This is a genomic window from Bacillus sp. L_1B0_5 (assembly GCF_000836715.1).
In the GTDB taxonomy this organism is placed as follows: domain Bacteria; phylum Bacillota; class Bacilli; order Bacillales; family Bacillaceae_G; genus Bacillus_A; species Bacillus_A thuringiensis_S.
The window spans coordinates 32,161-58,351 of sequence record NZ_JXIS01000077.1 but is presented as its reverse complement, the minus strand read 5'-3'; the positions used below and the strand labels follow the sequence as shown (position 1 = coordinate 58,351).

Sequence of the window (26,191 nt, the reverse complement as noted above, 5' to 3'; positions counted from 1 at the left end):
GAACTACTTGGTCGCTCATTTGCGACTTCCTTATGTTAACATCTTCGTTTTTCGATGTCAACCAAGTTTTTTAATTTCTTTTTTGTCGTTTTCTGCGTTTCTGCATCAGCGACGTTTATTAATTTACCATATACAAACTATTAACGTCAACACTTTTTAATAAAAAGTTCTTCTTCTTACATAACGAATACATTCCTCTGCGTTAGCAACTCTCCGAAATAAACAAAAAATGATTTTATATCTTTCTTCCATCGCTTTTTTTACAACTTCATGAATACGCTCATCTTCAAAATCAAATAAAAGTTCCTCTAACTCTCTCTTTAATATGTATTCCATCTCTTTTCTCTCTTCTTTTGTCAACATCAGCCCAAGCAAATGATCACCTCAATAATTCCTTACGTAACAATAAACGTTCCGCTCATTTTCACTTATCACAATCCTATCATTCATTATATCCACTACATACGATATTAATCCTTTGTTCTCTTTTTTATATTTACAGCATATATGTAACTGAAAAGGATTGGACAAAGGGGCGTAATATTATGTTTTTCTTTTTTATTACGAGTAAGAGAACTTTTAAACACATTAGCTTAATAGTGATACTTTCCTTATTTACAGCATGGCTACTCTTTTTAAAAACATATTCACATGAATCTGCTTTTTCAACTGCTACAGGTCCTAAAGTAATTTACAAAGGAGATACCGCTAAAAAGCAAGTTGCATTTACATTCGATATTAGTTGGGGAGACAAAAAAGCAATTCCAATCCTTGATACCCTTAAAGAAAGAGAAATTAAGAATGCAACCTTCTTCCTTTCTGCTGCATGGGCCGAAAGACACCCCGATATTGTAGAGCGCATCATGAAAGATGGACACGAAATCGGTAGTATGGGTTACAATTACATATCCTATACTTCTCTAGAGACAAATGAAATAAGACGAGACCTTTTACGAGCACAAGATGTTTTTACAAAACTTGGTGTAAAACAAGTTAAGCTGTTACGTCCACCTAGTGGCGAATTCAACAAGGCAACCCTTAAAATTGCAGAATCACTTGGATACACCGTCGTGCATTGGAGTAACAATTCAAACGATTGGAAAAACCCAGGTGTAAATAACATCGTTTCCACCGTCTCTAATAATTTGAAAGGTGGAGATATCGTCTTATTACACGCATCCGATTCTGCCCTTCAAACAAATAGAGCTTTACCGCTGCTCCTGCAAAAATTAAAAAGTGATGGATATGAGCAAATACCCGTATCACAACTTATTTCCAACACAAGTACAAAAAGTGAAGATGTGAAATAACTTTGTCCCTACTACTCTTCACGTATAAAAAGCTCTACTACCTTTCAAGAAGGTGGTAGAGCTTTTTTAATCACACCACTCCCAGCAATATAACTGCTGGTGTATAAAACCTCTCTCTATTAAGCAGATTTACTCGTTTTTCCGATTAAACGATGTAATACAAGTAATTGATATGCATTACATAACAATAGCGGTATAACCATTAAATATAACCAATCTGTATCATTAATCCGAAGCGCTGGTACCCATTCAAGAATCGTTACAACAACCATAAAGAACAGAGCTGGCACAAATGCTTTTTTATTTGTTTCTTTACTTTTTACATAAGCAACAATTGCTCCAAACACAAATAATATTCCAGCAACAAGTATGTTATTCCCCAATGAGATTTCCCCATTTGCAATAAGTACAGACCTTAAATACACAAAATCAAATAATACGAATGCAATAAAGAAGAGCTGGACTGCATTCCATAAAGAAGATGAGCGAAACATCCCTAGTCCAAAACGGTGGATTGTTAAATACGCAAAGAAGCCCATTTGACTTATAACGCTAAAAATAAATCCTACACCCATCAGCCAGAAAGATACCGCTAAAATCTCCTTGCCGTCGAAATTTTGAAAAAATTTATTATACCTGTCCCACTCCAAAACAAAACCAATAATAACTGTGCTAATCCCACCAAGAAACAACGTCGTTAAAAATAGTCGTACCCACTTGCGGCTATTCACAACACATCCCCCATTATCCTTATATTTCTAATTAAATTGTATCAATGACAATTTCAAAAAGCTAGCCATGTTCATGTATAAATTCCTTAAAGATATTTATATTAAAAAGAGAGAACTGTGCTGAAAGGAGTTCCAACTTATGAAACGGATGCTATTCATTTTCGTTTCTTCTTTTCTACTTATCGCACTTGTAGCATGCGCACAAGGAAAAGAAACGAAATCCGAACTAGATTACGATCAAACAAAGAAGATGATTGTTGATATTTTAAAAACAGATCAAGGTAAGAAAGCTATTCAAGATGTATTAACTGATGAAAAAATGAAACAAGCACTCATACTAGATGAAACAGTAGTAAAGAAAACGATTGAAGATGCCATGGTATCCGATAAAGGGCAACAATTCTGGGAAAAGCTCTTTAAAGACCCTGAGTTCTCATCAAAGTTTGCTAAAAGTATGGGGAAAGAACAAACCCAATTAATGAAAACCTTATTAAAAGACCCTGAATACCAAGCAGGTGTTATAGAAATTATGAAAAATCCTGAAGTAGAAAAAATGATGTTACAAACAATGAAGAGTAAAGAATACCGTCAATATCTACAACAAGTACTAACAGAAACTGCTGAAAGTCCACTCTTCCAAGCCAAGATGATCGATATCATTAGTAAAGGTGTACAAAAAGCTGAAAAAGGCGGATCTGATAAGAAAGAAGCAGGCGGTGACGGTGGTTCTCAAGGCGAGAAGAAGGAAGAACAGTAAAAATAATAACTATAATAACGAGTGGACAATTTATACATTGTCCACTCGTTATTACTTTATCTTGCTATTAACAGACAAAATGGGCCCCTCTAGTTAAGCGAAAGGTGTACTAGCAACAGATGAACCCCACTGATTAAAGTTTCACTTTATTTTTGTGTAACAGCTGTTTTATCAATTACTGTTTCAGCTATCTTACTATAAATAATGCCGGTTGTATGTGTATCTTCGTATACTGAAGGAGCAAAGTCTTCTTTATTCCAATCAGGTTGTTGTAGCGGAATACGACCAAGAACATTCGTTTGCAATTCGGCAGCTAACTTATCTCCCCCGCCTCTTCCAAATACATATTCTTTCTCACCAGTTACCTTACTTTCAAAATATGCCATATTCTCAACAACACCGAGAATACTATGTTCAGTGCGTAATGCCATCGCTCCAGCACGCGCTGCTACAAACGCAGCTGTTGGATGCGGCGTCGTTACAATAATCTCTTTGCAAGATGGCAACATTGAGTGCACATCTAACGCAATATCACCTGTGCCTGGTGGCAAATCTAATACTAAATAATCTAAATCGCCCCATTCTACTTCTGTGAAGAAGTGGTTTAACATTTTCCCAAGCATAGGTCCTCTCCAAATAACTGGTGCATTATCCTCTACAAAGAAGCCCATTGAAATTACCTTTACACCTAAACGTTCCACCGGAATTATCTTGTCACCTCTTACGATAGGACGTTTTTCTATCCCCATCATGTCTGGCACACTAAAACCGTAAATGTCCGCATCAATAATACCAACTTTTTTTCCTAAACGAGCTAAAGCAACCGCAAGGTTAACGGAAACGGTTGATTTTCCCACGCCACCTTTTCCACTTGCCACTGCTAAGAATGTCGTTTTTGAATTTGGTGACAATAAAGATTCACTTTGCTCTTCTTCTTGTTCTGGTACAAACTGAGCTAATTCCTCTTCTGTAAATTCTGCAAAACGAAGTCCAACTGTTGCTGCCCCAAGTTCTTTTACTAACTTTACAATTCCAGACTGCAACTGCATTTGTTCCGCTGTACCAGTTTTTACAATTGCAATTTTAACACTCACATGTTCCTTCTCAGGCTTGACTGTTATCTCTTTAATTGCACTTGTTTCTTTTAATGTTTTATGTAAAAACGGATCTACAACTCCTTCTAACGCTTCAACCACTTGTTCTTTCGTTACCATAATTAGCCCAGCCCCCTGTATGAAAAATAACGTAATGTTAATTGAATTTATCTTTGCTTATTCTTGAAATAAATGCGTTTACATTTCCAGTATAACATATTTTCCGAAAACTTCGTTAACGAGAGAAACTCAAAAAAATCCTCCTTATTCTGGAGGATTTCCTTTTTCCGTGAAATAACGCAATATACCACGGTATATTGCAGCTGCTACCTTCTGTTGATATTTCTCCGAATTTAACATATACCTTTCGTTCACATTCGATAAAAAGCCGGCTTCAATTAAAGCACCTGGTGTTTTCGCATACTTCAATAAGTATACGTGAGAGATCGTTTTAGCAGAACGATTCGTATTTTCTAAACTCGTTCTCAATTCAGCCTGTATAAATTTCGCAGCACGTTCATTTTCAATTGAAGAGCGATAATAGAATGTTTGTGCGCCTTTCGATCCACTACTAGTTAAAGCATTTAAATGAATGCTTGCAAAAAAGTCTATATCCGGTTTATTGATGATTTCTACACGTTTTTTTAAATCCTCTGCTTTACGTCTACTATATGACTTTGTATCTTTGTTAGCTAAATCATAATCTCCCTCACGCGTTAAAATAACTAGTGCACCTTGTTCTTGTAAATAGTCTTGTACCTTTTTTGTAATTTCAAGTGTAATATCCTTTTCTATAATATCCTTTCCACCAACAGCCCCTCCATCTGGTCCACCATGCCCAGCATCTAATACGATTACTTTCCCTGATAAGGGTAAATTCCAAGCTCGCCACGATTTTGTAATTTGAAATTCTTGTTTGACTAAAAAAAACAATACAACCGCAGCGAGTGCAAAAGAGATAATTCGAATTCTCTTCATACCTTTCCTCCTCCAGCTAGTCCCTCTAATTACTTATATGGGACAAGAGGAAAGTTTATGCTTGTCTTAATGAAGCTTTAATCGATATCTTCTTTCACCTTTTTCATATCCTTCTTGCCACCACAATCCTATAAACTGCTGACAAGATTCAAAAAGTAATTCCTCATCTTTCAACTTTATTTCTCGCATAGTCATACTCGTTAAAAATTGAAATAGCGTTTCAGTTAATTGTTGTTCTTCTTCTAAGGCTCTATATTTCACATCAAAGAACGATTCACCATAATAGCCAAATTTACTATATCTCGCTCCTAATAAATAAGATTCTATCCCTAATTCAATACAGTAATCTTCATACTGACGATGAAGCTCTTGCATTTGAAAGGCATCACGAATATTTGAACGCAATGTTTTTAATGATAATTCCCGCAACATCTTCCGCTCGTATTTTAACTGCTTTTCTTTTTGTTTTTCTCGTAAGCTGACAATGACATTCATAGTACTTATAAACCTCCCTAATACGTATTAGTCTAAACTTCTAAAGAAGAAGCATACGCACGGCGGTAGCACTAAAATATTCCAAGCTATAAAAATCACAAAAAAGGAATGAAACATAAAAAAACCCCAACCAAAATGGTTGGGGTTTGTAGTTCGCAAAAATTAACGTTTTGAGAACTGAGGTGCACGACGTGCGCCTTTAAGACCGTATTTTTTACGCTCTTTCATACGTGCGTCACGAGTTAATAGACCTGCACGTTTTAGTGTTAGACGGTATTCTGGATCAGCTTTTAATAAAGCGCGAGAAATACCGTGACGAATAGCACCAGCTTGACCAGTGTATCCACCACCATTTACGTTTACAAGTACATCGTAGTTACCTAAAGTTTCTGTTGCAACTAGAGGTTGTTTCACTACTTCACGTAATGCAGCAAATGGGATATAGTTTTCAAAATCACGACCGTTAATGATAACGCGTCCTTCGCCTGGAACTAGGCGTACGCGCGCTACTGAACTCTTACGACGTCCAGTGCCATAGTATTGAACCTGTGCCAAAGTAAGCCCTCCTTTAATTAATTATCCGCGAAGTTCGTAAACTTCTGGTTTTTGTGCTTGGTGTGGATGCTCTGCTCCAGCATACACGTTAAGTTTCTTAGAAACTTGGCGGCCTAAGCGTCCTTTTGGAAGCATGCCTTTAATTGCAAGCTCTAACATTTGTACAGGGTAGTTTGTACGCATTTCTAGAGCTGTTCTTTGTTTAAGTCCACCTGGGTGGTTAGTGTGACGGTAGTAAATTTTATCGTTTAATTTATTACCTGTTAAATGAATTTTCTCAGCGTTAATAATAATTACATGATCACCCGTGTCAACGTGTGGTGTAAATGTAGGTTTGTTTTTACCGCGTAAAATAGATGCTACTTCCGTAGATAGGCGACCTAAAGTTTGACCTTCAGCATCAACCACATACCATTTACGCTCAACTTCGTTAGCTTTTGCCATAAAAGTCGTACGCATGTGTTTCCCTCCTCGTTATCTTTTCCATAGAAAAAATCTATTGTTTATCTTAAACACGATTTCCTTCCGGGGCTAATCGTGGTTTTAGAAACAATACCATATGTTATGATATACTTTTGAGTTTCTAATGTCAAGCAAATGTTACACCAGGATTAGTTGTTATAGTTTACCTCCCATAGGTAAAGCCCATGACCTGGAGCCATCTTTCCAGCAAACTGACGATTTTGTTTCGCTAAAATCTCTGGAATGCTATCAGGATCAAGCTTTCCTTGCCCTACGTTAAGTAACGTACCAACAATAATTCTGACCATATTATATAAAAATCCATTACCTACAAAACGAAAAATTAATTCATCGTCTTGCTCAATTAACTCGATTTCATAAATTGTTCGCACTTTATCTTTTTTGTCAGTTTTTGCCGAACAAAAAGAAGTGAAATCATGCGTTCCAATAAAATAAGGAATTGCTTTTCTTATTTTTTTGATTTCGAGCGGATATGGATATTGATATACGTAATTTCTACGGAATACATCCGCAGTCTTTGATAATAATACACGGTAACGATATTCTTTTTTCTCAACACCGTAACGTGCATGAAATTCTTCTGTTTTTTTCTCTACTTGCCTAATAACAATATCATCTGGCAACATTGTATTTAAAGCGTTACTCCATTGCCACTCTTCAAGAGACAAAGGAGTATCAAAGTGTATGACTTGTCCTTTTGCATGAACCGTAGAATCTGTTCTACCAGATGCCTGAACACGAACAAGTTCTCCCTTATGCAATTTCTGTAATGCTTTTTCTATCTCTTGTTGAACAGTACGATGCTTCGGCTGAATTTGATAACCACAAAAATGCATGCCATCATATGCAACCGTACATTTTATTCTATCCATTTCTCTATTCTCCATTACGATCGCACCCATGCCAAAATACAAGCTAAACAAAATAAGCTTACAATCGTTACAGTATCGCTTGTTTTCCAGCGTAGTTGCCTAAATTTAGTACGTCCTTCACCACTTTGATATCCACGAGCTTCCATCGCAATTGCTAAGTCCTCTGCACGCTTAAAAGCACTGATAAACAGAGGAACGAGCAGTGAGATAATAGCTTTCATTCTATCTTTTATCGGTCCCCCGGCGAAATCAATACCACGTGATGCTTGTGCTTTCATTATTTTACTCGTTTCATCCATTAATGTCGGAATAAAACGAAGAGAAATTGACATCATTAATGCGATTTCATGAACAGGAACCTTTATACGCTTCAACGGCTTTAATAACGTCTCCAAACCATCTGTAATTTCAATAGGTGTCGTCGTTAACGTTAATAATGTCGTCATTAAAATAATAACGAAGAATCGTACAGAAATGTATATCCCTTGCTCTAATCCTTTTTCATGTATCGAAAACCAACCAAGCTGGAGTAGTACATCCCCCTCTTTATTTGTAAAAATATGCAGGAAAAATGTAAAAAGAAAAATCCATAAAATTGGTTTTAAGCCCGAAAGTACATAACGAATCGGCACTTTTGCAAAAAATAAAGCAATGAGTGCATATAAAAATAAAAATCCATATGAAATCGCATTATTTGCTAAGAAAACAACAAATACATATAAAAAGACAATCAGCAGCTTCGTACGTGGATCAAGTTGATGAATAAGTGAATTCCCCGGGATATATCTCCCAATAATCAACTGCTGCATGATTCATGACCACCTTTTCGTAACACCTGCACAACTTCATGAGTAAGATCCTCTAAAGATAAGGTAGCCTTTGGAATTGAAATACCAAACTTCTCTTCAATTGCACGTTTATACTTTAATGACATAGGAAGATCCACACCAATTTTCTCTAGTTCATCAGCATGTGAAAATACTTCCTCTGCACTTCCTTGCAAAAAGACCGTTCCTTTATGCATAACTACAATCTGCTCCGCATACTGAGCAGCATCCTCCATATTATGCGTTACAAGGATAACTGTAAGCCCCTTCTCCTTATGCAACTTATAAAACATCTGCATAAGTTCGTTCTGCCCTTTTGGATCTAGTCCTGCTGTAGGTTCATCTAATACAAGTACTTCAGGTTCCATCGCCAGTACACCCGCTATAGCAACACGTCTCATTTGTCCACCACTTAATTCAAAAGGAGAACGTGTTAACAGTTCCGGTTCTAGCCCTACAAGTTCTATTGCCTCTCTAGCCTTTTGCTTCGCTTCGTCTCCAGATACCCCAAAATTAGTAGGTCCGAAACAAATATCTTTCTCCACAGTCTCTTCAAATAACTGATGTTCTGGGAATTGAAAGACAACCCCTACTTTTTTACGTAGTGGCTTTAGCTTTTTTTCTTTCTTTCCTGCCGAAATCAAATGTTCACCAATTTGAACTGTACCATTTGTCGGCTGCAATAAACCATTTAAATGTTGAATCATCGTCGACTTACCTGAACCAGTATGACCGATAATGGCATAATAGCCCCCACTTGGAAACGACACGTCTACATCATAAAGTGCGCGTCTTTCAAATGGAGTTTTATATTGATAACGATGTTCTACTTTTTGGAATGTAATCTCCAAAGTTCGTTCACCAAGCTTTCCATTGTAAGATGCGTATTTTGCAAGAGAATTTCATTTCTTTTTAATAATTCTGCTATTTTCACCGAAAACGGTACATCTAAGCCAATTTCTTGGAGCATATGAGAGGACTTGAAAATTTTCTCTGGAGTCCCTTCCTCTAATATTTCTCCCTTATTTAAAATAATGACACGATCTGACTGTGCCGCTTCTTCTAAATCGTGCGTAATTGATAACACGGTAATACCTTTTTGATTAACAAGTTGTCTAACCGTTTCTACTACTTCACGTCTTCCTTGAGGATCTAACATTGACGTTGCTTCATCTAATATTAAAATAGATGGCTGAAGTGCTAAAACGCCTGCTATTGCCACTCGCTGCTTTTGCCCACCAGATAAGGAATGAGGCTCATCATTAAGAAAATCTTCCATACGGACAAGTCGTAAGGCCTGTTCTAATCTTTCAATCATTTGTTCTCTTGGCATTCCGATATTCTCTAAGCCAAATACAACATCATCTTGCACTGTTGTTCCAACAAATTGATTATCCGGATTTTGAAATACCATTCCAATTTGTTTTCGAACATCCCATACCGTTTCCTCTGATAAAACCATTGTATCATTTACTGTAATAGTCCCTGCTTCCGGCAAAAACAAACCATTCAATAATTTTGCAAGTGTAGACTTTCCTGAACCGTTTTGTCCAATAATAGATACCCATTCTCCCTCATATAAGGAAAATGAAACATCTTTTAATGCATACGTGGCTGCCCCAGGATATTGAAATGATATATTTTCTATCCGAAGTTTCTCTTTTTTCAATAGAAGGCACCCTTTCCTTCGCCAAGTTAGCCTATTTTTTTATATTTAAAAAAAAAGGGCCATGACCAGTTACTTGAAAAGAACTGTCCTGCCCTTTTAATCAGCATTATACTAACTCGATAATTACCATTGGTGCTGCGTCTCCGCGACGTGGACCAATTTTTGCAATACGAGTGTATCCGCCTTGGCGCTCAGCATAGCGTGGAGCTACATCAGCGAATAATTTTTGAAGTGCATCTTGACCAGTCTCAGCGTTAGCAACTTCATTGCGAATGAAAGCTGCTGCTTGACGACGAGCATGAAGATCTCCGCGTTTACCTAAAGTGATCATTTTTTCCACTACAGAACGAAGTTCTTTTGCACGAGTTTCTGTCGTTTGGATGCGCTCGTTGATAATTAAATCAGTAGCTAAATCACGTAACATAGCTTTACGTTGCGCACTTGTACGGCCTAATTTTCTGTATGCCATTCGTAGTTCCCTCCTTTGTTGATGGGTTTAAATCCTCAGTCGTCTTTACGTAAACCTAAACCTAATTCCTCAAGTTTATGTTTAACTTCTTCTAAGGATTTACGTCCTAAGTTACGAACTTTCATCATATCTTCTTCTGTTTTGTTCGCAAGCTCTTGTACAGTATTAATTCCTGCACGTTTTAGGCAATTATAAGAACGAACAGAAAGATCTAGTTCTTCGATAGTCATCTCAAGAACTTTCTCTTTTTGATCTTCTTCCTTCTCGACCATAATCTCAGCATTTTGTGCTTCATCAGTTAAACCAACAAAGATATTTAAATGCTCAGTTAAGATTTTGGCACCTAAAGAGATAGCTTCTTTTGGCCCGATGCTTCCATCCGTCCATACATCAAGCGTAAGCTTATCATAATTAGCCACTTGTCCGACACGTGTCTTTTCCACTTGGTAAGTTACACGTGATACTGGAGTATAAATAGAATCAATAGGAATTACTCCTATTGGTTGATCTTCGCTTTTATTTGCATCAGCTGGCGTATACCCACGGCCACGCTTTGCAGTTAAACGCATGCGGAAATGCGCATTTTTTGCTAACGTTGCAATGTGTAAATCTGGATTTAAGATTTCTACATCACTATCGTGAGTAATATCAGCAGCTGTGACAATACCTTCGCCCTGTACATCAATTTCCAACGTCTTCTCTTCTTCAGAGTAGATTTTAAGAGCTAACTTTTTCAAGTTTAAGATGATCGTCGTAACGTCTTCTACTACGCCCTCAACTGTTGAAAATTCATGCAATACGCCATCGATTTGGATAGCAGTAACAGCGGCACCAGGGAGTGAGGATAAAAGAATACGACGTAAGGAGTTACCCAAAGTAGTACCATATCCACGCTCAAGCGGTTCAATTACGAATTTACCATATTTAGCATCTTCGTTAAGTTCAACCGTTTCGATTTTCGGCTTTTCGATTTCAATCATTAACTAAACCCTCCTTCAAAACGTCGAAACCCCGGTTAAACAAAGGTATAACCCCTGTCTAACCGAAAGTCCCCCTTAGGCAGTTCCCGATTGTGCACAACAAGCGATGTTTCTGTACGAAATTTCTCGATAATGCATCATATCCATTATAGACAAAAGGGAAAATTCTATACAGAAAAATTACACACGACGACGTTTTGGCGGACGACATCCATTATGAGGAACTGGAGTAACATCTCTAATTGCTGTTACTTCTAGACCTGCAGCTTGAAGAGCACGAATTGCAGCTTCACGACCAGCACCAGGACCTTTAACAGTAACCTCTAAAGTTTTTAAACCGTGCTCCATTGCAACTTTAGCAGCAGCTTCAGCAGCCATTTGCGCAGCGAATGGAGTAGATTTACGAGATCCACGGAAACCAAGTGCACCAGCACTAGACCAAGAAAGTGCGTTACCGTGAGTATCTGTAAGTGTTACGATTGTGTTGTTGAAAGTAGAACGAATATGAGCTATACCAGCTTCGATATTCTTTTTCACACGTTTTTTACGAGTGTTTGTTTTACGTGCCATTGTTAGTTCAACCTCCTTTACTTATTATTTCTTTTTATTTGCTACTGTACGACGTGGACCTTTACGTGTACGAGCATTGTTTTTAGAATTTTGACCACGAACTGGTAAACCACGACGGTGACGAAGACCACGGTAAGAACCGATCTCCATTAGACGTTTAATGTTAAGAGATACTTCACGACGAAGGTCTCCCTCAACTTTAATACGATCGATAACATCACGGATACGTCCTAATTCGTCTTCCGTTAAATCACGAACTCGTGTTTCTGAAGAAATACCAGCTTCAGTAAGAATTTTTTCAGCAGTTGTGCGACCAATGCCGAATACGTAAGTTAAAGAAATAACAACGCGTTTGTCTCGAGGAATATCTACACCTGCGATACGTGCCATTCTGAATGCACCTCCTTCTGATTAACCTTGTTTTTGTTTATGTTTAGGGTTTTCACAAATAACCATTACTTTTCCACGTCTACGAATAACTTTACATTTTTCGCAGATTGGTTTAACTGACGGTCTTACTTTCATGTCTCGAACCTCCTTAAAGATTACGGAGTGCTATATTATTTAAAACGGTACGTAATACGACCACGATTTAAATCGTACGGAGATAATTCTACCGTAACTTTGTCTCCTGGTAAAATACGAATGAAGTTCATACGGATTTTACCAGAAACGTGAGCCAATACGACATGCCCATTCTCTAATTCTACTTTGAACATAGCATTTGGCAACGTTTCAAGAACGGTACCTTCGACTTCAATTACATCATCTTTAGCCATTCAATAGTTCTCCCTTCTTCAAATCAGTAACATTTTACACTGCTCTGAAATCCCGGAGAGCCAGCTACTTATAAAGTGGTAAGGATTTCGTATCCTGCTTCTGTAAGAGCAATCGTGTGCTCAAAATGGGCACACCATTTACCATCTACCGTTACCACTGTCCAGTCATCAGATAGTGTTTTTACATATCGTCTTCCTTGATTCACCATCGGCTCAACACAGATGACCATTCCCGGCTTTAATCTAGGGCCTCTATTTGGTGGACCATAGTGCGGGATTTGAGGGTCCTCATGTAAGTCTTGCCCGATTCCGTGACCAACATACTCCCTAACGATCGATAACCCATTCTCTTCAGCATGGGTTTGAACCGCATGTGAGATATTTGATAATCTTTCGCCTGGTTTTACTTGTTCTAGACCAAGATACAACGATTTTTCTGTGACATCAAGTAGCTTTTGAACAGATTCAGAAATGTTTCCAACTGGATACGTCCATGCAGAATCTCCATGGTACCCATTGTATTTCGCACCAATATCGATACTGATGATATCGCCCTCTTTGAGCTTACGCTTCCCTGGAATTCCGTGTACAAGCTCTTCATTTACAGAAGCACATATGCTCCCCGGAAATCCGTTGTATCCTTTAAAAGATGGCGTAGCACCATATTTTTGAATCGTCTTTTCCGCTATTTGATCGAGCTCTTTCGTTGTAATTCCTGGAGTAATGTGCTGTTTCAACTCTTGATGAGTTAAAGCAACGATTCTGCCAGCTTCTCGCATGATTTCTATCTCGCGAGGAGTTTTGCAGATGATCATTACGCTAAGTCTCCGATGAGAACATCGATATCAGCAAATACTTTATTGATATCTTGCTCACCATTAATGCTTTGCAAGTAACCAAGCTCATCGTAGAAATCAAGCAAAGGTTTTGTTTGCTTAATATTTACATCTAAACGATTTGCTACAGTTTCTTCATTGTCATCAGAGCGTTGGTATAATTCGCCACCACATTTATCGCACACATCAGCTTTTGCTGGTGGATTGAATTCTAAGTGGTAAGTCGCACCGCACTCTTTACAAATGCGACGGCCTGTAAGGCGTTTTAATAACAACCCTGAATCCACATTAATGTTTAAAACATAGTCGATTTTTTTGCCAAGATCTTTCATAATCTCTTCAAGAGCTGATGCTTGTGCAACAGTTCGTGGGAAACCGTCTAGCAAGAAACCTCTTACGCAGTCTTCTTGACTTAAACGTTCACGAACAATTCCGATTGTAACTTCATCTGGAACAAGTGCACCTTTATCAATAAAAGATTTTGCTTGTAGACCCATTTCAGTTTCAGCCTTCATAGCTGCACGGAACATATCTCCTGTTGAAATGTGAGGGATGTTATACTTGGCTACAATCTGTTCGGCTTGTGTACCTTTACCAGCACCAGGAAGCCCCATTAAAATTAAGTTCATCCTTGTTCCCCCTCAGTACATGAGCATGTAGGGAAGATAGTTCTTCCCACTTACTCACTGCTTGATAAACCCTTTGTAATGGCGTTTTACCAGTTGGCTTTCTAGCTGCTTCATTGTTTCTAAAGCAACGCCGACAACGATTAACATACTCGTTCCACCAATCTGTGCAGATGGAGGAAGATTTCCCAATTTCGTAAAGATAACTGGTAAGATTGCAATCGCTGCTAGGAAAATTGATCCTACAAAGGTCAAACGATACAAGATTTTTGTTAGATATTGTTCCGTATTCTTACCCGGACGAATACCTGGAACATATCCACCTTGCTTGTTTAAATTCTCTGACATTTGCTCTGGATTAACCTGAACAAATGCATAGAAATATGTGAAGGCTACAATGAGCGCAACATATATGATCATTCCCACTGGGTGAGAATAGTTAAAGTTTGCAATAATCCACTGCGATACATCATGTTTCGGGAAGAACTGTGCAATAGTTGGAGGCGTAATTAAGAATGAAACAGCAAAAATGACTGGAATAACACCCGCACTATTTACCTTAAGCGGTAAATGTGTGTTTTGTGCTCCAGCATGATTCCCATTCCCTCCTGTTACACGCTTCGCGTATTGAATTGGGATCTTTCTAACAGCTTGTTGAATGAAAATAACACCAACAATAACTGCTAGCACAGCTAGTAAAATCAATGCAACTTTAACGATACTCATGAACAATTGATCTCCGATATTTTGAAACTGTTGTTGATACACTTGAGATATAACACTTGGGATCGCTGCGGCAATACCGCCAAAGATAAGGATGGAAATACCATTACCTACACCTTTAGCTGTAATCTGTTCACCTAACCACATTAAAAATGCAGTACCAGCAGTCAGTACCGTAGCAATGTATAAATAAGTGCTCCAACCAGGATTCAAAATTAATTGCCCACCTACCATACCGTTAAAACCGATTGACATACCAAACCCCTGAATAAACGCAAGAACAATTGTAAAGTAACGCGTGAATTGCGTTAGTTTACGACGGCCCATTTCACCTTGCTTCGACCATTCCGAAAATTTAGGAACAACATCCATCTGCAATAATTGCACGATGATGGATGCTGTAATATACGGCATGATTCCCATCGCAAAGATGGAGAAGTTTTTCAAGGCGCCACCGCCAAATGTATTTAGAATACCTAAAGCATTTAATTGGTCTTGTGCTTTCAGTACGTCTCCATTTGTAAATGGCACTGGGATAAACGTGCCAATCCTGAATACGATTAACATCGCTAAAGTGAATAATATTTTACGTCTTATCTCAGCAACGCGCATAAAGTTGGAGATTGTACGAAACATTAGATCACCTCAACTGATCCGCCAGCTGCTTCAATTGCTTCTTTAGCACTTGAAGAGAACTTGTGCGCTTTAACAGTTAGTTTTTTCTCTACTGCTCCGCTTGCAAGAATTTTAACACCGTCGTTTAACTTGCTGATAACGCCAGTTTCCAGCAATAATTCAGGTGTTACTTCTGTACCATCTTCAAAACGATTTAACGTTGATAAGTTTACAATAGTAAACTCTTTACGGTTAATGTTTGTGAAGCCGCGTTTTGGTAAACGACGGAATAATGGAGTTTGACCACCTTCGAAGCCAAGACGAACACCGCCACCAGAACGTGCGTTTTGTCCTTTATGACCTTTACCAGCAGTTTTACCGTTACCAGAACCGATACCACGACCGACACGGTTACGTACTTTACGAGAACCTTCTGCAGGTTTTAATTCATGAAGTTTCATTCCCAGGCACCTCCTTATATTAATGAGTTATCCTTAAGCTTCTTTTACAGTTAAAAGGTGAGAAACTTTGTTGATCATACCAAGAATAGCAGGAGTTTCTTCCTTAACTACAGTTGAATTCAACTTTTTAAGACCTAAAGCTTCTACCGTCGCACGTTGATCTTGTGGACGACCAATTACACTACGAGTGAGGGTAATTTCTAACTTTTTCGCCATTTGTTTTCCCTCCTTAACCTAGTAGCTCTTCTACAGATTTACCGCGTAATTTTGCAACATCTTCAGCGCGCTTAAGTTCGCTTAATCCGTTCACAGTAGCGCGAATCATGTTGATTGGTGTGTTAGAACCAAGAGATTTCGAAAGAATATCTTGTACACCAGCTAATTCAAGTACCGCACGAACAGGTCCACCAGCAATAACACCAGTACCTTCAGCAGCAGGTTTTAAGAATACTTCACCAGCTCCAAAGTGACCGTTGATTGTGTGTGGAATTGTTGTACCAACTAATGGTACAGCGATTAAGTTTTTCTTAGCGTCTTCGATAGCTTTGCGGATTGCGTCTGGTACCTCTTGTGCTTTACCAGTACCGAATCCAACATGACCGTTTTTATCGCCAACTACAACTAGTGCAGCAAAGCGGAAACGACGACCACCCTTAACAACTTTCGCGACACGATTTATCGTAACTACACGTTCTTCAAGTTCTAATTTACTTGGGTCAATGCGATGCATCAATTTTCCCTCCTTTGACCATTAAAATTGTAATCCAGCCTCACGAGCAGCTTCAGCTAGAGCTTTAACACGGCCATGGTATAAGTAACCACCGCGATCAAATACTACTTCTTTAACGCCTTTCTCTACAGCACGCTTAGCAACTGATTCTCCAACTTTCGTAGCAGCTTCAGTATTGCTAGTACCGTTAAGAGCAAGGTCTTTATCAAGAGTAGATGCACTTACTAACGTTACACCATTCACATCATCAATAACTTGAGCGTAAATATGTTGGTTAGAACGGAACACGTTTAAACGTGGACGCTCTGCAGTACCAGTAAGTTTAGCACGTACACGTGCATGTCTTTTCTTACGAGTCGCATTTTTATCAGCTTTAGTGATCATTCTTGTCACTCCTTTCTCTCACCTAACGGGTTTACTTAGCAGTTTTACCTTCTTTACGACGAACAACTTCGCCTTCGTAACGAATACCTTTACCTTTATAAGGCTCAGGAGCACGTACAGCACGGATGTTAGCAGCAAATTCGCCAACACGTTGCTTGTCGATACCTTTAATTACGATTTTAGTTGGTGCAGGTACTTCAACTTCAAGACCTGCTTCCGGAGTCATTTCTACTGGATGAGAATAACCTACGCTTAAAACAAGTTTATCTCCTTGTTTTTGAGCACGGTAACCAACACCGACTAATTCAAGTCCGCGTGCGAAACCTGCAGTTACACCTTCAACCATGTTTCCGATTAAAGCACGAGTTGTACCGTGTAATGCACGGTGTTCCTTCTGTTCAGATGGACGCTCAACTGTTAGTGTATTTTCTTCAATTTTGATAGACATATCAGCATTGAATTTACGAGTTAATTCACCTTTAGGGCCTTTTACTGTTACAGTATTGTCTTCTGCAATTGTAATAGTAACACCTGCAGGGATTTCAAGAATCTTTTTACCAATACGAGACATGTGGTCACACCTCCGTTCGTTTTAAATATATATTACCAAACGTATGCTACTACTTCTCCACCAGTTTGTAATTGACGAGCGTCTTTGTCTGTCATTACTCCCTTAGATGTAGAAACAAGAGCGATACCTAATCCGTTAAGTACACGTGGTACTTCGTCAGCTTTAGCGTAAACGCGTAAGCCAGGTTTACTGATACGTTTTAATCCAGTGATTACACGTTCATTGTTTGCACCATATTTCAGGAAAATACGAAGGATACCTTGTTTGTTATCCTCGATGTATTCTACATCACGAATGAAACCTTCACGTTTTAAAAGTTCAGCGATCTCTTTTTTGATTTTAGAAGCAGGAACCTCTAATTTCTCATGACGTACCATGTTCGCATTACGGATGCGAGTAAGCATGTCTGCAATTGGATCTGTCATCACCATGTGTTTTACCTCCTTCCCATTTGTGGGTTTTACCAACTAGCTTTTTTAACACCAGGAATTTGACCTTTATATGCAAGTTCACGGAAACAAATACGGCAAAGTTTAAATTTGCGGTATACAGAATGCGGACGACCGCAGCGTTCGCAACGTGTATACTCTTGTACTTTAAACTTAGGAGTACGCTTTTGTTTCGCTATCATAGATTTTTTAGCCACGTTTTCGCCTCCTCTACTTAGCGTTGGCTTCCATTATTTTTGGAATGGCATACCGAATTGTGTTAAAAGTTCACGAGCTTCTTCATCAGTTTTCGCTGTAGTAACGATTACGATGTCCATACCGCGGACTTTGCTTACTTTATCATAATCAATCTCAGGGAAGATAAGTTGCTCTTTAACACCTAATGTGTAGTTCCCACGACCATCGAATGATTTCTTAGAAACACCACGGAAATCACGTACACGTGGTAAAGAAACCGATACTAATTTGTCGAAGAACTCATACATTTGCTCGCCGCGTAAAGTTACTTTCGCACCGATTGGCATACCTTCACGAAGACGGAAACCAGCGATTGATTTTTTAGCACGAGTTACAACAGGTTTTTGACCTGCGATTTGTGTTAATTCTTCTACTGCATTGTCTAAAGCTTTTGAGTTAGATACCGCGTCACCAACACCAGTGTTGATTACGATCTTTTCGATTTTCGGTACTTCCATCACAGATTTATAGTTAAACTTGCTCACTAGAGCAGGAGTAATTTCCTTTTGGAACTTCTCTTTAAGGCGATTCAATGAAGTGACCTCCTTTCTTAAGAAAATTATTTATCTAATAATTCACCAGATTTTTTTGCAATACGAACTTTTTTACCATCTTCTACTTTGAAGCCTACACGAGTAGGTTCACCTGTTTTCGGATCTAAAATCATAACGTTAGAAACGTGAATAGGTGCTTCTTTAGTAATAATTCCACCTTGTGGATTTAATTGAGATGGCTTAGAGTGCTTCTTAACGATATTGACACCCTCAACGATAACACGGTTTTGCTTTGGGAAAGCCACAAGGATAACGCCTTGTTTTCCTTTGTCTTTACCAGTGATTACCTGTACTTTATCACCTTTTTTTACATGCATCTTAATTCTGCACCTCCTTAGCAAGGCAATACCTTAAATTATAGAACTTCTGGAGCTAAAGAAACGATCTTCATGAAGTTGCTATCACGTAATTCACGAGCTACTGGTCCGAAGATACGAGTACCACGTGGGCTCTTATCGTCTTTAATGATAACCGCTGCGTTTTCATCAAATTTGATGTAAGAACCGTCCGGACGACGAGCTCCGCTCTTCGTACGTACTACTACTGCTTTAACAACGTCACCTTTTTTAACAACGCCACCTGGTGTTGCTTGTTTTACCGTAGCAACGATAATGTCACCAATGTTAGCATATTTACGACCAGAGCCGCCTAATACTTTAATTGTTAAAAGTTCACGTGCACCAGAGTTGTCAGCAACTTTCAAACGAGATTCTTGTTGGATCATGTTATGAAACCTCCCTTCGGACTAAAAATTCCGATTCATCTATTTAGATAATAACCGCTTCTTCAACGATTTCAACTAAACGGAAACGCTTAGTAGCAGAAAGCGGGCGAGTTTCCATGATTTTAACGATATCGCCAAGTTTCGCTTGGTTTTGCTCATCATGGGCTTTGTACTTCTTAGAATACTTAACACGTTTTCCGTACAAGGAATGAGTTTTGTAAGTTTCAACTAAAACTGTAATCGTTTTGTCCATTTTGTCAGACACTACACGACCAGTATAAACTTTGCGTTGGTTACGTTCGCTCACTATGCAAACCTCCCCTCAATTTATCGATTAATTCCGATCTCTCTTTCACGAACTACAGTTTTCATACGAGCAATTGCTTTACGCACTTCACGAATGCGAGTTGGATTCTCTAATTGTCCTGTAGCAAGTTGGAAGCGAAGATTAAACAACTCTTCCTTTAAAGCTTTAACTTTTGTTTCGATTTCGGCAGTGGTTAATTCACGAATATCATTAGTTTTCATTAGATTCACCACCATTTTCTTCACGTTTTACGAATTTACATTTCACAGGTAACTTATGAGCTGCAAGACGTAATGCTTCGCGTGCTACCTCTTCAGATACACCCGCGATTTCGAACATAATTTTCCCAGGTTTTACTACTGCTACCCAGCCTTCTGGTGCCCCTTTACCGGAACCCATACGTACTTCTAGAGGTTTTGCAGTGTAAGGTTTAGAAGGGAAAATTTTAATCCATACTTTACCGCCACGTTTCATGTAACGAGTCATTGCACGACGAGCAGCTTCGATTTGACGGTTTGTAATCCATGAAGCAGCTTGTGCTTGTAAACCGAATTCACCGAAAGCAATTTCAGTTCCACCTTTAGCACGACCACGCATTTTACCACGATGCTCTCTACGATATTTTACGCGTTTTGGCATTAACATATTATTTTCCTCCTTCCTCAGAAGCTTTCTTTTTTGTAGGAAGGACTTCTCCACGGTAGATCCATACTTTTACACCTAATTTACCGTATGTTGTATCAGCTTCAACTGCTGCATAGTCAATATCAGCGCGAAGTGTATGAAGTGGAACAGTTCCTTCACTGTAAGATTCTGCACGAGCGATATCAGCTCCGCCAAGACGACCAGAAACCTGTGTTTTAATACCTTTAGCACCTGCACGCATAGCACGTTGAATAACTTGCTTTTGTGCACGACGGAATGATACACGGTTTTCTAATTGACGAGCGATGTTTTCGCCTACTAATTTAGCGTTAAGATCAGCTCTCTTAACTTCTAAAATGTTGATGTGTACACGCTTGCCTGTTAATTGGTTAAGAGCTTTACGAAGTGCTTCAACTTCAGTACCACCTTTACCAATTACCATACCAGGTTTTGCTGTGTGAATTGTAACATTTACACGATTTGCTGCACGTTCGATTTCTACTTTAGCAACAGCAGAATCTTTTAAGCGTACATTAATGTACTCACGGATTTTGATGTCTTCATGTAATAATGTAGCGTAATCTTTCTCAGCGAACCAACGAGATTCCCAGTCACGGATAACACCGACACGAAGACCAATTGGATTAACCTTTTGACCCATCGATTATCCCTCCTTCTTTTCTGATACCACAACTGTGATGTGGCTTGTGCGTTTGTTAATTTGGCTTGCACGACCCATTGCACGTGGACGGAAACGTTTCAACGTTGGACCTTCGTCAACGAAAACTTTTTCAACAACTAGGTTGTTAATGTCCATCTCATAATTGTGCTCTGCATTTGCGATTGCAGATTTTAAAACTTTTTCTACAACTGGAGAAGCAGTTTTTGGTGTGTGGTTAAGGATAGCAATCGCTTCACCCACTTGCTTACCTCGGATTAAGTCTACTACTAAACGAACTTTACGAGGAGCAATACGAACTGTTCTCGCTACTGCTTTAGCTTGCATTGAAGTGCCTCCTCTCATTATCTTCTAGTTTTCTTATCGTCAGCAAGGTGACCTTTATACGTACGAGTTGGTGCGAATTCACCTAACTTATGGCCAACCATATCCTCAGTGATGTACACAGGTACGTGTTTACGACCATCATATACAGCGATTGTGTGTCCGATGAACTGAGGGAAGATTGTTGAACGGCGAGACCAAGTTTTAACAACTTGTTTTTGCTCAGATGCAACTAATTTTTCCATTTTGCTCATTAAGTGATCATCGACAAATGGTCCTTTTTTTAAGCTACGAGCCATTTTGGTGCCTCCCTTCGTGATTGGCGTACGGTTCTAGAAATGAACCGTACTACAATCCCATTATTTTTTACGACGACGAACGATAAATTTGTCAGACGCTTTGTTTTTCTTACGAGTCTTGAATCCAAGAGTTGGTTTACCCCATGGAGACATTGGAGACTTACGTCCGATTGGAGAACGACCTTCACCACCACCGTGTGGGTGATCAACTGGGTTCATTACAGAACCACGAACTGTTGGGCGTTTACCTAACCAGCGAGAGCGACCTGCTTTACCGATTTTGATAAGTTCATGTTGTTCGTTACCTACTTGACCGATTGAAGCGCGACAAGCAGATAATACAAGACGTACTTCACCAGAAGTTAAACGTACAAGTACGTATTTACCTTCTTTACCAAGTACTTGAGCAGATGTACCAGCAGAACGAACTAATTGTCCGCCACGACCAGGCTTAAGCTCGATGTTATGAACAACAGTACCTACTGGAATGTTGATTAATGGTAATGCGTTACCGATTTTGATGTCAGCTTCTGGGCCAGACATAACTTCCATACCTACTTCTAAAGATTTAGGAGCAAGAATGTAACGTTTTTCACCGTCAACGTAGTTAATTAATGCGATATTCGCAGAGCGGTTTGGATCATATTCGATCGTAGCAACGCGTCCTGGAATTCCATCTTTGTTACGCTTAAAGTCGATGATACGGTATTGACGCTTATGTCCGCCACCTTGATGACGTACAGTAATTTTACCTTGGTTATTACGACCAGCCTTTTTGCTTAAAGGAGCAAGTAAAGACTTTTCCGGTCTGTCAGTCGTGATTTCAGCGAAATCATTCGTAGTCATGTTACGACGACCGTTAGTAGTTGGATTATACTTTTTAATTCCCATCTCAATTTCCCTCCTTCTTTAGTAAGAATTAAACGCCTTGGAAGATTTCGATTTCTTTGCTGTCAGCAGTTAGCTTAACGATTGCTTTACGACGACGGCTAGTAAAACCAGCGTGACGACCAACACGTTTTGCTTTCGGCTTGTAGTTCATGATGTTTACTTTGTCTACATTAACACCAAAGATCGCTTCGATAGCGTCTTTAACCTCTGTTTTATTAGATTTAACGTCCACGTCGAACGTATATTTTTTTTCAGCCATCATTTCCATAGAACGTTCAGTGATAACTGGGCGCTTAATGATATCACGAGGATCTCTCATTATGCAAGCACCTCCTCTACTTTTTCCACTGCCGCTTTTGTCATGATTAGCTTATCATGATGAAGTACGTCTAAAACGTTTACGCCTTCAGCAGTGATTACTGTTACTCCAGGGATATTGCGAGCAGATAACTCTACAGATTCGTTTGCATCAGCAGTTACGATAAGAGCTTTCTTCTCAACAGTTAATCCTTTAAGTACTGCTAGCATGTCTTTTGTTTTTGGTGCATTTAACACTAGGTCTTCAAGAACTACAATGTTGTTCTCAACTACTTTAGTAGCTAATGCAGATTTAATTGCTAAACGACGAACCTTCTTAGGAAGTTTGTACGCATAGCTTCTTGGTGTAGGTCCGAATACCGTACCACCACCACGCCATTGAGGAGAGCGGATAGACCCTTGACGAGCACGTCCAGTTCCTTTTTGACGCCATGGTTTACGACCACCACCACGAACTTCAGAACGAGTTTTTACTTTGTGTGTACCTTGACGTAAAGATGCACGTTGCATCATTACAGCTTCGAAAAGTACAGCTTCATTTGGTTCGATACCGAAAATAGCTTCAGCTAATTCGATTTCACCAACCTGTGAACCAGTTTGGTTATATACAGTAACTTTTGGCATTGGAATTCCTCCTTCCTATTGTGAATTATTTGCTAACCTTCACAGCGCCTTGAACAACTACAAGAGATTTCTTAGCACCTGGAACGTTACCTTTTACTAGTAATAAGTTGCGCTCAGTGTCAACTTGAACGATTTCTAAGTTTTGGATAGTAACTTGGTCTCCACCCATACGTCCAGCAAGTTTTTTGCCTTTGAATACACGGTTCGGAGCAACTGGGCCCATTGAACCTGGACGACGGTGATAGCGAGAACCATGAGACATAGGTCCGCGAGATTGTCCGTGGCGTTTGATAACACCTTGGAAACCTTTACCTTTAGAAATTCCTGTTACGTCAACGATTTCACCTGCAGCGAAAACTTCAACTTTTACCTCTTGACCAACCTCTAATCCGTCCACGTCTGCATCGCGGATTTCGCGAATGAAGCGCTTAGGAGTTGTAGATGCTTTAGCAGTGTGGCCTTGTTCAGGTTTGTTAGTTAACTTTTCACGTTTGTCTTCAAATCCTAACTGGATTGCATTGTAGCCATCAGTTTCAGTTGTTTTCTTTTGAAGAACAACGTTTGGATTAGCAGCGATAACTGTTACTGGGATTAACTCACCGTTCTCAGCAAATACTTGAGTCATACCGATCTTTCTTCCTAAGATTCCTTTGGTCATGAGTTACACCTCCTACATTTTTAAGTTATATAATTTATAGTTTGATTTCGATATCTACACCAGACGGTAAGTCTAAACGCATTAATGAATCTACTGTTTGTGGAGTAGGACTCACGATATCGATTAAACGTTTGTGTGTGCGCATTTCGAATTGCTCACGAGAATCTTTGTACTTATGAACAGCACGAAGAATTGTGTAAATAGTCTTCTCAGTTGGTAATGGGATCGGACCAGAAACTGTTGCCCCAGAACGCTTAGCTGTTTCTACAATTTTCTCAGCTGATTGATCAAGAATACGGTGATCATAAGCTTTTAAACGGATACGAATTTTTTCTTTTGCCATTATTTTCCCTCCTTCGTTCGCCTATTTCTAAAATAGACCTTCTCCATGGAAATTTCCCCACACCATGCCATGGCAAAGCGGCCGGGTGTGTCAGCAACCTTCCACTTCATCGCAGTCAAAGACCAACATTGTCTATTATACAATGTTATTCGTCTAGATGCAAGCATCTTTTTGTTTGCATCTGCTTTTCTCTACTTTTGCTATTATACATGGCACTTTAAAGAATTTCAAGTTTTCATCTACTAGAATTCGTTTTACAGTTTTTGGGTTTTGTTTTAATGTTTTTATATACTATAGAAGAAACTCGTCAAAACATAAAGATATCCTCTTATTCATTATACGAACACACAGAAAACCCCCCAAGGGAAAATCCCTTGGGGGGTTTTTATATCAGTTAAGATTACTCAACGATAGTAGCAACTACACCGTAACCTACTGTACGTCCACCTTCACGAATAGAGAATTTAGTTCCCTCTTCGATAGCGATTGGAGCGATAAGTTCGATAGTCATTTCGATGTTGTCACCAGGCATTACCATTTCAGTACCTTCTGGTAATTGGATGATACCAGTTACGTCAGTTGTACGGAAGTAGAACTGAGGACGGTAGTTAGCGAAGAATGGAGTGTGACGTCCACCTTCTTCTTTAGATAATACGAAAACTTCAGCTTTGAATTTAGCGTGTGCTTTTACAGAGCCAGTTTTAGCAAGAACTTGTCCACGTTGGATGTCTTCACGAGCAACCCCACGAAGAAGAGCACCGATGTTGTCTCCAGCTTGAGCTTGGTCAAGAAGTTTACGGAACATTTCTACACCAGTTACAGTTGTAGAAGCATTCTCTTCAGCAAGACCGATGATTTCTACTACGTCACCAACTTTAACGATTCCGCGCTCTACACGACCAGTTGCAACTGTACCACGACCTGTGATAGAGAATACATCCTCGATAGGCATTAAGAATGGTTTGTCAGTTTCACGTTCTGGAGTTGGGATGTAAGCATCAACTTCAGTCATTAATTCAATGATTTTTGCTTCCCAATCAGCTTCTCCTTGAAGAGCTTTAAGAGCAGAACCTTTGATTACAGGAATGTCGTCGCCTGGGAATCCGTATTCAGATAATAGGTCACGAACTTCCATTTCTACTAATTCTAATAATTCTTCGTCGTCTACCATGTCGCATTTGTTTAAGAATACAACGATGTAAGGAACACCTACTTGACGAGAAAGAAGGATGTGCTCACGTGTTTGAGGCATTGGACCATCAGCAGCAGATACTACTAAGATACCGCCGTCCATTTGAGCAGCACCAGTGATCATGTTTTTAACATAGTCAGCGTGACCTGGGCAGTCAACGTGTGCATAGTGACGAGTTTCAGTTTCGTACTCAACGTGTGCAGTTGAGATTGTGATTCCGCGCTCTCTTTCTTCTGGAGCAGCGTCGATTTGATCGTATCCGCGTGCTTCAGCACCACCAGCTTTTGCAAGAACTGTAGTGATCGCAGCAGTTAATGTAGTTTTACCATGGTCAACGTGGCCGATTGTACCGATGTTAACATGGGGTTTAGAACGTTCGAATTTAGCTTTAGCCATTCTAAATTCCTCCTTAGTTTATATAGGTTATTTTAT

Annotated in this window: 44 protein-coding genes; 2 read left to right on the top strand and 42 right to left on the bottom strand. The window is 39.2% G+C overall.

Annotated features, from left to right (window positions below):
* Positions 1–156 precede the first annotated feature (156 nt).
* Positions 157–375 (bottom strand): hypothetical protein, encoded by a 219-nt coding sequence (locus RT27_RS22940; protein WP_000901146.1) that lies wholly within the window; start codon positions 373–375, stop codon positions 157–159.
* 170 nt (positions 376–545) lie between these two features.
* Here RT27_RS22940 and pdaB point away from each other — a divergent pair, with 170 nt between their 5' ends.
* Complete coding sequence (gene pdaB / locus RT27_RS22935) at positions 546–1,310, top strand: polysaccharide deacetylase family sporulation protein PdaB (RefSeq protein ID WP_043937642.1); 765 nt, start codon at positions 546–548, stop codon at positions 1,308–1,310.
* A gap of 119 nt (positions 1,311–1,429) precedes the next feature.
* Here pdaB and kbaA read toward each other — a convergent pair whose 3' ends face one another.
* Positions 1,430–2,041, bottom strand: coding sequence for a KinB signaling pathway activation protein KbaA (kbaA, locus tag RT27_RS22930; protein WP_016084015.1), 612 nt, complete (start codon positions 2,039–2,041; stop codon positions 1,430–1,432).
* Positions 2,042–2,180: 139 nt separating this feature from the next.
* Between kbaA and gerD the strand changes: the two genes are divergently transcribed.
* A complete protein-coding gene (gene gerD, locus RT27_RS22925; protein WP_016084016.1) occupies positions 2,181–2,798 on the top strand; it encodes a spore germination lipoprotein GerD in 618 nt (205 codons plus the stop codon).
* Between the two features lie 146 nt (positions 2,799–2,944).
* On the opposite strand, the gene RT27_RS22920 is transcribed toward gerD, so the two are convergent.
* The 40 genes from RT27_RS22920 to tuf form a co-directional block, all read right to left on the bottom strand.
* The gene (locus RT27_RS22920; protein ID WP_043937641.1) at positions 2,945–4,012 is read right to left on the bottom strand and encodes an Mrp/NBP35 family ATP-binding protein; all 1,068 of its coding nucleotides are present in this window, start codon (positions 4,010–4,012) and stop codon (positions 2,945–2,947) included.
* A gap of 144 nt (positions 4,013–4,156) precedes the next feature.
* Complete coding sequence (cwlD, locus tag RT27_RS22915) at positions 4,157–4,870, bottom strand: N-acetylmuramoyl-L-alanine amidase CwlD (protein WP_000822437.1); 714 nt, start codon at positions 4,868–4,870, stop codon at positions 4,157–4,159.
* Between the two features lie 66 nt (positions 4,871–4,936).
* Positions 4,937–5,365, bottom strand: a complete 429-nt coding sequence (locus RT27_RS22910; RefSeq protein ID WP_001101008.1) for a DUF2521 family protein — start codon at positions 5,363–5,365, stop codon at positions 4,937–4,939.
* 162 nt (positions 5,366–5,527) lie between these two features.
* Positions 5,528–5,920, bottom strand: coding sequence for a 30S ribosomal protein S9 (gene rpsI / locus RT27_RS22905; protein WP_000079986.1), 393 nt, complete (start codon positions 5,918–5,920; stop codon positions 5,528–5,530).
* 21 nt (positions 5,921–5,941) lie between these two features.
* Positions 5,942–6,379, bottom strand: a complete 438-nt coding sequence (gene rplM / locus RT27_RS22900) for a 50S ribosomal protein L13 (RefSeq protein WP_001260795.1) — start codon at positions 6,377–6,379, stop codon at positions 5,942–5,944.
* A gap of 152 nt (positions 6,380–6,531) precedes the next feature.
* Positions 6,532–7,275 (bottom strand): tRNA pseudouridine(38-40) synthase TruA, encoded by a 744-nt coding sequence (gene truA, locus RT27_RS22895; protein WP_002094238.1) that lies wholly within the window; start codon positions 7,273–7,275, stop codon positions 6,532–6,534.
* Between the two features lie 14 nt (positions 7,276–7,289).
* Entirely contained in the window at positions 7,290–8,084 is a 795-nt protein-coding gene (locus tag RT27_RS22890) for an energy-coupling factor transporter transmembrane protein EcfT (protein ID WP_001186530.1), read from the bottom strand.
* Entirely contained in the window at positions 8,072–8,953 is an 882-nt protein-coding gene (locus RT27_RS22885) for an energy-coupling factor ABC transporter ATP-binding protein (RefSeq protein ID WP_000406529.1), read from the bottom strand. The genes RT27_RS22890 and RT27_RS22885 overlap by 13 nt, the downstream gene beginning before the upstream one ends.
* Positions 8,929–9,771: an energy-coupling factor ABC transporter ATP-binding protein gene (locus RT27_RS22880; protein WP_016084019.1), complete on the bottom strand. Its 843-nt coding sequence runs from the start codon at positions 9,769–9,771 to the stop codon at positions 8,929–8,931. The genes RT27_RS22885 and RT27_RS22880 overlap by 25 nt, the downstream gene beginning before the upstream one ends.
* A gap of 106 nt (positions 9,772–9,877) precedes the next feature.
* Positions 9,878–10,240 (bottom strand): 50S ribosomal protein L17, encoded by a 363-nt coding sequence (rplQ, locus tag RT27_RS22875; protein WP_000331490.1) that lies wholly within the window; start codon positions 10,238–10,240, stop codon positions 9,878–9,880.
* A 35-nt stretch (positions 10,241–10,275) separates the two neighbouring features.
* Positions 10,276–11,220: a DNA-directed RNA polymerase subunit alpha gene (locus RT27_RS22870; protein WP_000569644.1), complete on the bottom strand. Its 945-nt coding sequence runs from the start codon at positions 11,218–11,220 to the stop codon at positions 10,276–10,278.
* A 180-nt stretch (positions 11,221–11,400) separates the two neighbouring features.
* Entirely contained in the window at positions 11,401–11,790 is a 390-nt protein-coding gene (rpsK, locus tag RT27_RS22865) for a 30S ribosomal protein S11 (RefSeq protein WP_000101797.1), read from the bottom strand.
* Between the two features lie 24 nt (positions 11,791–11,814).
* Positions 11,815–12,180: a 30S ribosomal protein S13 gene (rpsM, locus tag RT27_RS22860; protein ID WP_000090792.1), complete on the bottom strand. Its 366-nt coding sequence runs from the start codon at positions 12,178–12,180 to the stop codon at positions 11,815–11,817.
* 21 nt (positions 12,181–12,201) lie between these two features.
* Positions 12,202–12,315 (bottom strand): 50S ribosomal protein L36, encoded by a 114-nt coding sequence (gene rpmJ, locus RT27_RS22855; RefSeq protein WP_000868344.1) that lies wholly within the window; start codon positions 12,313–12,315, stop codon positions 12,202–12,204.
* 35 nt (positions 12,316–12,350) lie between these two features.
* Positions 12,351–12,569, bottom strand: coding sequence for a translation initiation factor IF-1 (gene infA, locus RT27_RS22850; protein WP_001029884.1), 219 nt, complete (start codon positions 12,567–12,569; stop codon positions 12,351–12,353).
* 68 nt (positions 12,570–12,637) lie between these two features.
* Positions 12,638–13,384 (bottom strand): type I methionyl aminopeptidase, encoded by a 747-nt coding sequence (gene map, locus RT27_RS22845; RefSeq protein ID WP_016084021.1) that lies wholly within the window; start codon positions 13,382–13,384, stop codon positions 12,638–12,640.
* Positions 13,384–14,034: an adenylate kinase gene (locus tag RT27_RS22840; RefSeq protein ID WP_016084022.1), complete on the bottom strand. Its 651-nt coding sequence runs from the start codon at positions 14,032–14,034 to the stop codon at positions 13,384–13,386. The genes map and RT27_RS22840 overlap by 1 nt, the downstream gene beginning before the upstream one ends.
* A 54-nt stretch (positions 14,035–14,088) precedes the next feature.
* Entirely contained in the window at positions 14,089–15,390 is a 1,302-nt protein-coding gene (gene secY / locus RT27_RS22835) for a preprotein translocase subunit SecY (protein WP_000490118.1), read from the bottom strand.
* Entirely contained in the window at positions 15,390–15,830 is a 441-nt protein-coding gene (gene rplO / locus RT27_RS22830; RefSeq protein ID WP_000766083.1) for a 50S ribosomal protein L15, read from the bottom strand. Before rplO ends, secY begins: the two co-directional genes overlap by 1 nt.
* 33 nt (positions 15,831–15,863) lie before the next feature.
* Positions 15,864–16,046, bottom strand: a complete 183-nt coding sequence (gene rpmD, locus RT27_RS22825; protein WP_001085233.1) for a 50S ribosomal protein L30 — start codon at positions 16,044–16,046, stop codon at positions 15,864–15,866.
* A 13-nt stretch (positions 16,047–16,059) separates the two neighbouring features.
* The gene (gene rpsE, locus RT27_RS22820; RefSeq protein WP_000554646.1) at positions 16,060–16,560 is read right to left on the bottom strand and encodes a 30S ribosomal protein S5; all 501 of its coding nucleotides are present in this window, start codon (positions 16,558–16,560) and stop codon (positions 16,060–16,062) included.
* A gap of 21 nt (positions 16,561–16,581) precedes the next feature.
* On the bottom strand, positions 16,582–16,944 hold the full coding sequence (gene rplR / locus RT27_RS22815; protein WP_000628818.1) for a 50S ribosomal protein L18: 363 nt from the start codon (positions 16,942–16,944) through the stop codon (positions 16,582–16,584).
* A gap of 31 nt (positions 16,945–16,975) precedes the next feature.
* A complete protein-coding gene (gene rplF, locus RT27_RS22810; RefSeq protein WP_000086551.1) occupies positions 16,976–17,515 on the bottom strand; it encodes a 50S ribosomal protein L6 in 540 nt (179 codons plus the stop codon).
* 32 nt (positions 17,516–17,547) lie between these two features.
* Positions 17,548–17,946: a 30S ribosomal protein S8 gene (gene rpsH, locus RT27_RS22805; RefSeq protein WP_000245511.1), complete on the bottom strand. Its 399-nt coding sequence runs from the start codon at positions 17,944–17,946 to the stop codon at positions 17,548–17,550.
* A gap of 29 nt (positions 17,947–17,975) precedes the next feature.
* Positions 17,976–18,161, bottom strand: a complete 186-nt coding sequence (gene rpsN, locus RT27_RS22800) for a 30S ribosomal protein S14 (RefSeq protein WP_001085700.1) — start codon at positions 18,159–18,161, stop codon at positions 17,976–17,978.
* 33 nt (positions 18,162–18,194) lie between these two features.
* Entirely contained in the window at positions 18,195–18,734 is a 540-nt protein-coding gene (gene rplE, locus RT27_RS22795) for a 50S ribosomal protein L5 (protein ID WP_001080829.1), read from the bottom strand.
* Between the two features lie 26 nt (positions 18,735–18,760).
* A complete protein-coding gene (rplX, locus tag RT27_RS22790; RefSeq protein WP_000558200.1) occupies positions 18,761–19,072 on the bottom strand; it encodes a 50S ribosomal protein L24 in 312 nt (103 codons plus the stop codon).
* A 38-nt stretch (positions 19,073–19,110) separates the two neighbouring features.
* Positions 19,111–19,479 (bottom strand): 50S ribosomal protein L14, encoded by a 369-nt coding sequence (rplN, locus tag RT27_RS22785; RefSeq protein WP_000615912.1) that lies wholly within the window; start codon positions 19,477–19,479, stop codon positions 19,111–19,113.
* 43 nt (positions 19,480–19,522) lie between these two features.
* Positions 19,523–19,786: a 30S ribosomal protein S17 gene (gene rpsQ, locus RT27_RS22780; protein ID WP_000004106.1), complete on the bottom strand. Its 264-nt coding sequence runs from the start codon at positions 19,784–19,786 to the stop codon at positions 19,523–19,525.
* A gap of 20 nt (positions 19,787–19,806) precedes the next feature.
* Positions 19,807–20,007, bottom strand: a complete 201-nt coding sequence (gene rpmC / locus RT27_RS22775) for a 50S ribosomal protein L29 (protein ID WP_000855718.1) — start codon at positions 20,005–20,007, stop codon at positions 19,807–19,809.
* The gene (rplP, locus tag RT27_RS22770) at positions 19,997–20,431 is read right to left on the bottom strand and encodes a 50S ribosomal protein L16 (protein ID WP_000928969.1); all 435 of its coding nucleotides are present in this window, start codon (positions 20,429–20,431) and stop codon (positions 19,997–19,999) included. Before rplP ends, rpmC begins: the two co-directional genes overlap by 11 nt.
* A 1-nt stretch (position 20,432) precedes the next feature.
* Positions 20,433–21,092, bottom strand: a complete 660-nt coding sequence (rpsC, locus tag RT27_RS22765) for a 30S ribosomal protein S3 (protein ID WP_000529956.1) — start codon at positions 21,090–21,092, stop codon at positions 20,433–20,435.
* A 3-nt stretch (positions 21,093–21,095) separates the two neighbouring features.
* Positions 21,096–21,437 carry a 50S ribosomal protein L22 gene (rplV, locus tag RT27_RS22760; protein ID WP_001148024.1) on the bottom strand — a complete coding sequence of 114 codons (342 nt, stop codon included), beginning with the start codon at positions 21,435–21,437 and terminating at the stop codon, positions 21,096–21,098.
* A 17-nt stretch (positions 21,438–21,454) separates the two neighbouring features.
* Positions 21,455–21,733, bottom strand: a complete 279-nt coding sequence (gene rpsS, locus RT27_RS22755) for a 30S ribosomal protein S19 (RefSeq protein WP_000124454.1) — start codon at positions 21,731–21,733, stop codon at positions 21,455–21,457.
* A 60-nt stretch (positions 21,734–21,793) separates the two neighbouring features.
* Entirely contained in the window at positions 21,794–22,624 is an 831-nt protein-coding gene (gene rplB, locus RT27_RS22750; protein WP_000511583.1) for a 50S ribosomal protein L2, read from the bottom strand.
* Positions 22,625–22,652: 28 nt separating this feature from the next.
* A complete protein-coding gene (gene rplW, locus RT27_RS22745) occupies positions 22,653–22,943 on the bottom strand; it encodes a 50S ribosomal protein L23 (RefSeq protein WP_001205557.1) in 291 nt (96 codons plus the stop codon).
* The gene (gene rplD, locus RT27_RS22740) at positions 22,943–23,566 is read right to left on the bottom strand and encodes a 50S ribosomal protein L4 (RefSeq protein WP_016084023.1); all 624 of its coding nucleotides are present in this window, start codon (positions 23,564–23,566) and stop codon (positions 22,943–22,945) included. The genes rplW and rplD overlap by 1 nt, the downstream gene beginning before the upstream one ends.
* A gap of 25 nt (positions 23,567–23,591) precedes the next feature.
* A complete protein-coding gene (rplC, locus tag RT27_RS22735; RefSeq protein ID WP_000160209.1) occupies positions 23,592–24,224 on the bottom strand; it encodes a 50S ribosomal protein L3 in 633 nt (210 codons plus the stop codon).
* A gap of 34 nt (positions 24,225–24,258) precedes the next feature.
* Positions 24,259–24,567 (bottom strand): 30S ribosomal protein S10, encoded by a 309-nt coding sequence (gene rpsJ, locus RT27_RS22730; protein ID WP_001040595.1) that lies wholly within the window; start codon positions 24,565–24,567, stop codon positions 24,259–24,261.
* Between the two features lie 400 nt (positions 24,568–24,967).
* Positions 24,968–26,155: an elongation factor Tu gene (tuf, locus tag RT27_RS22725; RefSeq protein WP_001029617.1), complete on the bottom strand. Its 1,188-nt coding sequence runs from the start codon at positions 26,153–26,155 to the stop codon at positions 24,968–24,970.
* Positions 26,156–26,191: the final 36 nt, after the last annotated feature.

Coding starts and splice junctions, on each gene's coding strand:
- rpsJ (WP_001040595.1), bottom strand. CDS start 24,567: ATGGCAAAAGAAAAAATTCGTATCCGTTTAAAAGCTTATGATCACCGT.
- infA (WP_001029884.1), bottom strand. CDS start 12,569: ATGGCTAAAGATGATGTAATTGAAGTCGAAGGTACCGTTCTTGAAACG.
- rpmD (WP_001085233.1), bottom strand. CDS start 16,046: ATGGCGAAAAAGTTAGAAATTACCCTCACTCGTAGTGTAATTGGTCGT.
- rplD (WP_016084023.1), bottom strand. CDS start 23,566: ATGCCAAAAGTTACTGTATATAACCAAACTGGTTCACAGGTTGGTGAA.
- RT27_RS22840 (WP_016084022.1), bottom strand. CDS start 14,034: ATGAACTTAATTTTAATGGGGCTTCCTGGTGCTGGTAAAGGTACACAA.
- rplW (WP_001205557.1), bottom strand. CDS start 22,943: ATGAGAGATCCTCGTGATATCATTAAGCGCCCAGTTATCACTGAACGT.
- rplM (WP_001260795.1), bottom strand. CDS start 6,379: ATGCGTACGACTTTTATGGCAAAAGCTAACGAAGTTGAGCGTAAATGG.
- secY (WP_000490118.1), bottom strand. CDS start 15,390: ATGTTTCGTACAATCTCCAACTTTATGCGCGTTGCTGAGATAAGACGT.
- truA (WP_002094238.1), bottom strand. CDS start 7,275: ATGGATAGAATAAAATGTACGGTTGCATATGATGGCATGCATTTTTGT.
- cwlD (WP_000822437.1), bottom strand. CDS start 4,870: ATGAAGAGAATTCGAATTATCTCTTTTGCACTCGCTGCGGTTGTATTG.
- pdaB (WP_043937642.1), top strand. CDS start 546: ATGTTTTTCTTTTTTATTACGAGTAAGAGAACTTTTAAACACATTAGC.
- rplB (WP_000511583.1), bottom strand. CDS start 22,624: ATGGGAATTAAAAAGTATAATCCAACTACTAACGGTCGTCGTAACATG.
- rpsM (WP_000090792.1), bottom strand. CDS start 12,180: ATGGCACGTATCGCAGGTGTAGATATTCCTCGAGACAAACGCGTTGTT.
- rplN (WP_000615912.1), bottom strand. CDS start 19,479: ATGATCCAACAAGAATCTCGTTTGAAAGTTGCTGACAACTCTGGTGCA.
- rplQ (WP_000331490.1), bottom strand. CDS start 10,240: ATGGCATACAGAAAATTAGGCCGTACAAGTGCGCAACGTAAAGCTATG.
- rpsH (WP_000245511.1), bottom strand. CDS start 17,946: ATGGTGATGACAGATCCAATTGCAGACATGCTTACTCGCATCCGTAAT.
- RT27_RS22890 (WP_001186530.1), bottom strand. CDS start 8,084: ATGCAGCAGTTGATTATTGGGAGATATATCCCGGGGAATTCACTTATT.
- RT27_RS22920 (WP_043937641.1), bottom strand. CDS start 4,012: ATGGTAACGAAAGAACAAGTGGTTGAAGCGTTAGAAGGAGTTGTAGAT.
- rpsE (WP_000554646.1), bottom strand. CDS start 16,560: ATGCATCGCATTGACCCAAGTAAATTAGAACTTGAAGAACGTGTAGTT.
- map (WP_016084021.1), bottom strand. CDS start 13,384: ATGATCATCTGCAAAACTCCTCGCGAGATAGAAATCATGCGAGAAGCT.
- RT27_RS22870 (WP_000569644.1), bottom strand. CDS start 11,220: ATGATTGAAATCGAAAAGCCGAAAATCGAAACGGTTGAACTTAACGAA.
- rpmJ (WP_000868344.1), bottom strand. CDS start 12,315: ATGAAAGTAAGACCGTCAGTTAAACCAATCTGCGAAAAATGTAAAGTT.
- RT27_RS22910 (WP_001101008.1), bottom strand. CDS start 5,365: ATGAATGTCATTGTCAGCTTACGAGAAAAACAAAAAGAAAAGCAGTTA.
- gerD (WP_016084016.1), top strand. CDS start 2,181: ATGAAACGGATGCTATTCATTTTCGTTTCTTCTTTTCTACTTATCGCA.
- rpsC (WP_000529956.1), bottom strand. CDS start 21,092: ATGGGTCAAAAGGTTAATCCAATTGGTCTTCGTGTCGGTGTTATCCGT.
- rpsK (WP_000101797.1), bottom strand. CDS start 11,790: ATGGCACGTAAAACAAACACTCGTAAAAAACGTGTGAAAAAGAATATC.
- rplC (WP_000160209.1), bottom strand. CDS start 24,224: ATGACCAAAGGAATCTTAGGAAGAAAGATCGGTATGACTCAAGTATTT.
- rpsS (WP_000124454.1), bottom strand. CDS start 21,733: ATGGCTCGTAGCTTAAAAAAAGGACCATTTGTCGATGATCACTTAATG.
- rplV (WP_001148024.1), bottom strand. CDS start 21,437: ATGCAAGCTAAAGCAGTAGCGAGAACAGTTCGTATTGCTCCTCGTAAA.
- rplF (WP_000086551.1), bottom strand. CDS start 17,515: ATGTCTCGTATTGGTAAAAAGATTCTTGAAATCCCTGCAGGTGTTACT.
- rpmC (WP_000855718.1), bottom strand. CDS start 20,007: ATGAAAACTAATGATATTCGTGAATTAACCACTGCCGAAATCGAAACA.
- rplR (WP_000628818.1), bottom strand. CDS start 16,944: ATGATCACTAAAGCTGATAAAAATGCGACTCGTAAGAAAAGACATGCA.
- rplX (WP_000558200.1), bottom strand. CDS start 19,072: ATGCATGTAAAAAAAGGTGATAAAGTACAGGTAATCACTGGTAAAGAC.
- tuf (WP_001029617.1), bottom strand. CDS start 26,155: ATGGCTAAAGCTAAATTCGAACGTTCTAAACCCCATGTTAACATCGGT.
- rplO (WP_000766083.1), bottom strand. CDS start 15,830: ATGAAACTTCATGAATTAAAACCTGCAGAAGGTTCTCGTAAAGTACGT.
- rplP (WP_000928969.1), bottom strand. CDS start 20,431: ATGTTAATGCCAAAACGCGTAAAATATCGTAGAGAGCATCGTGGTAAA.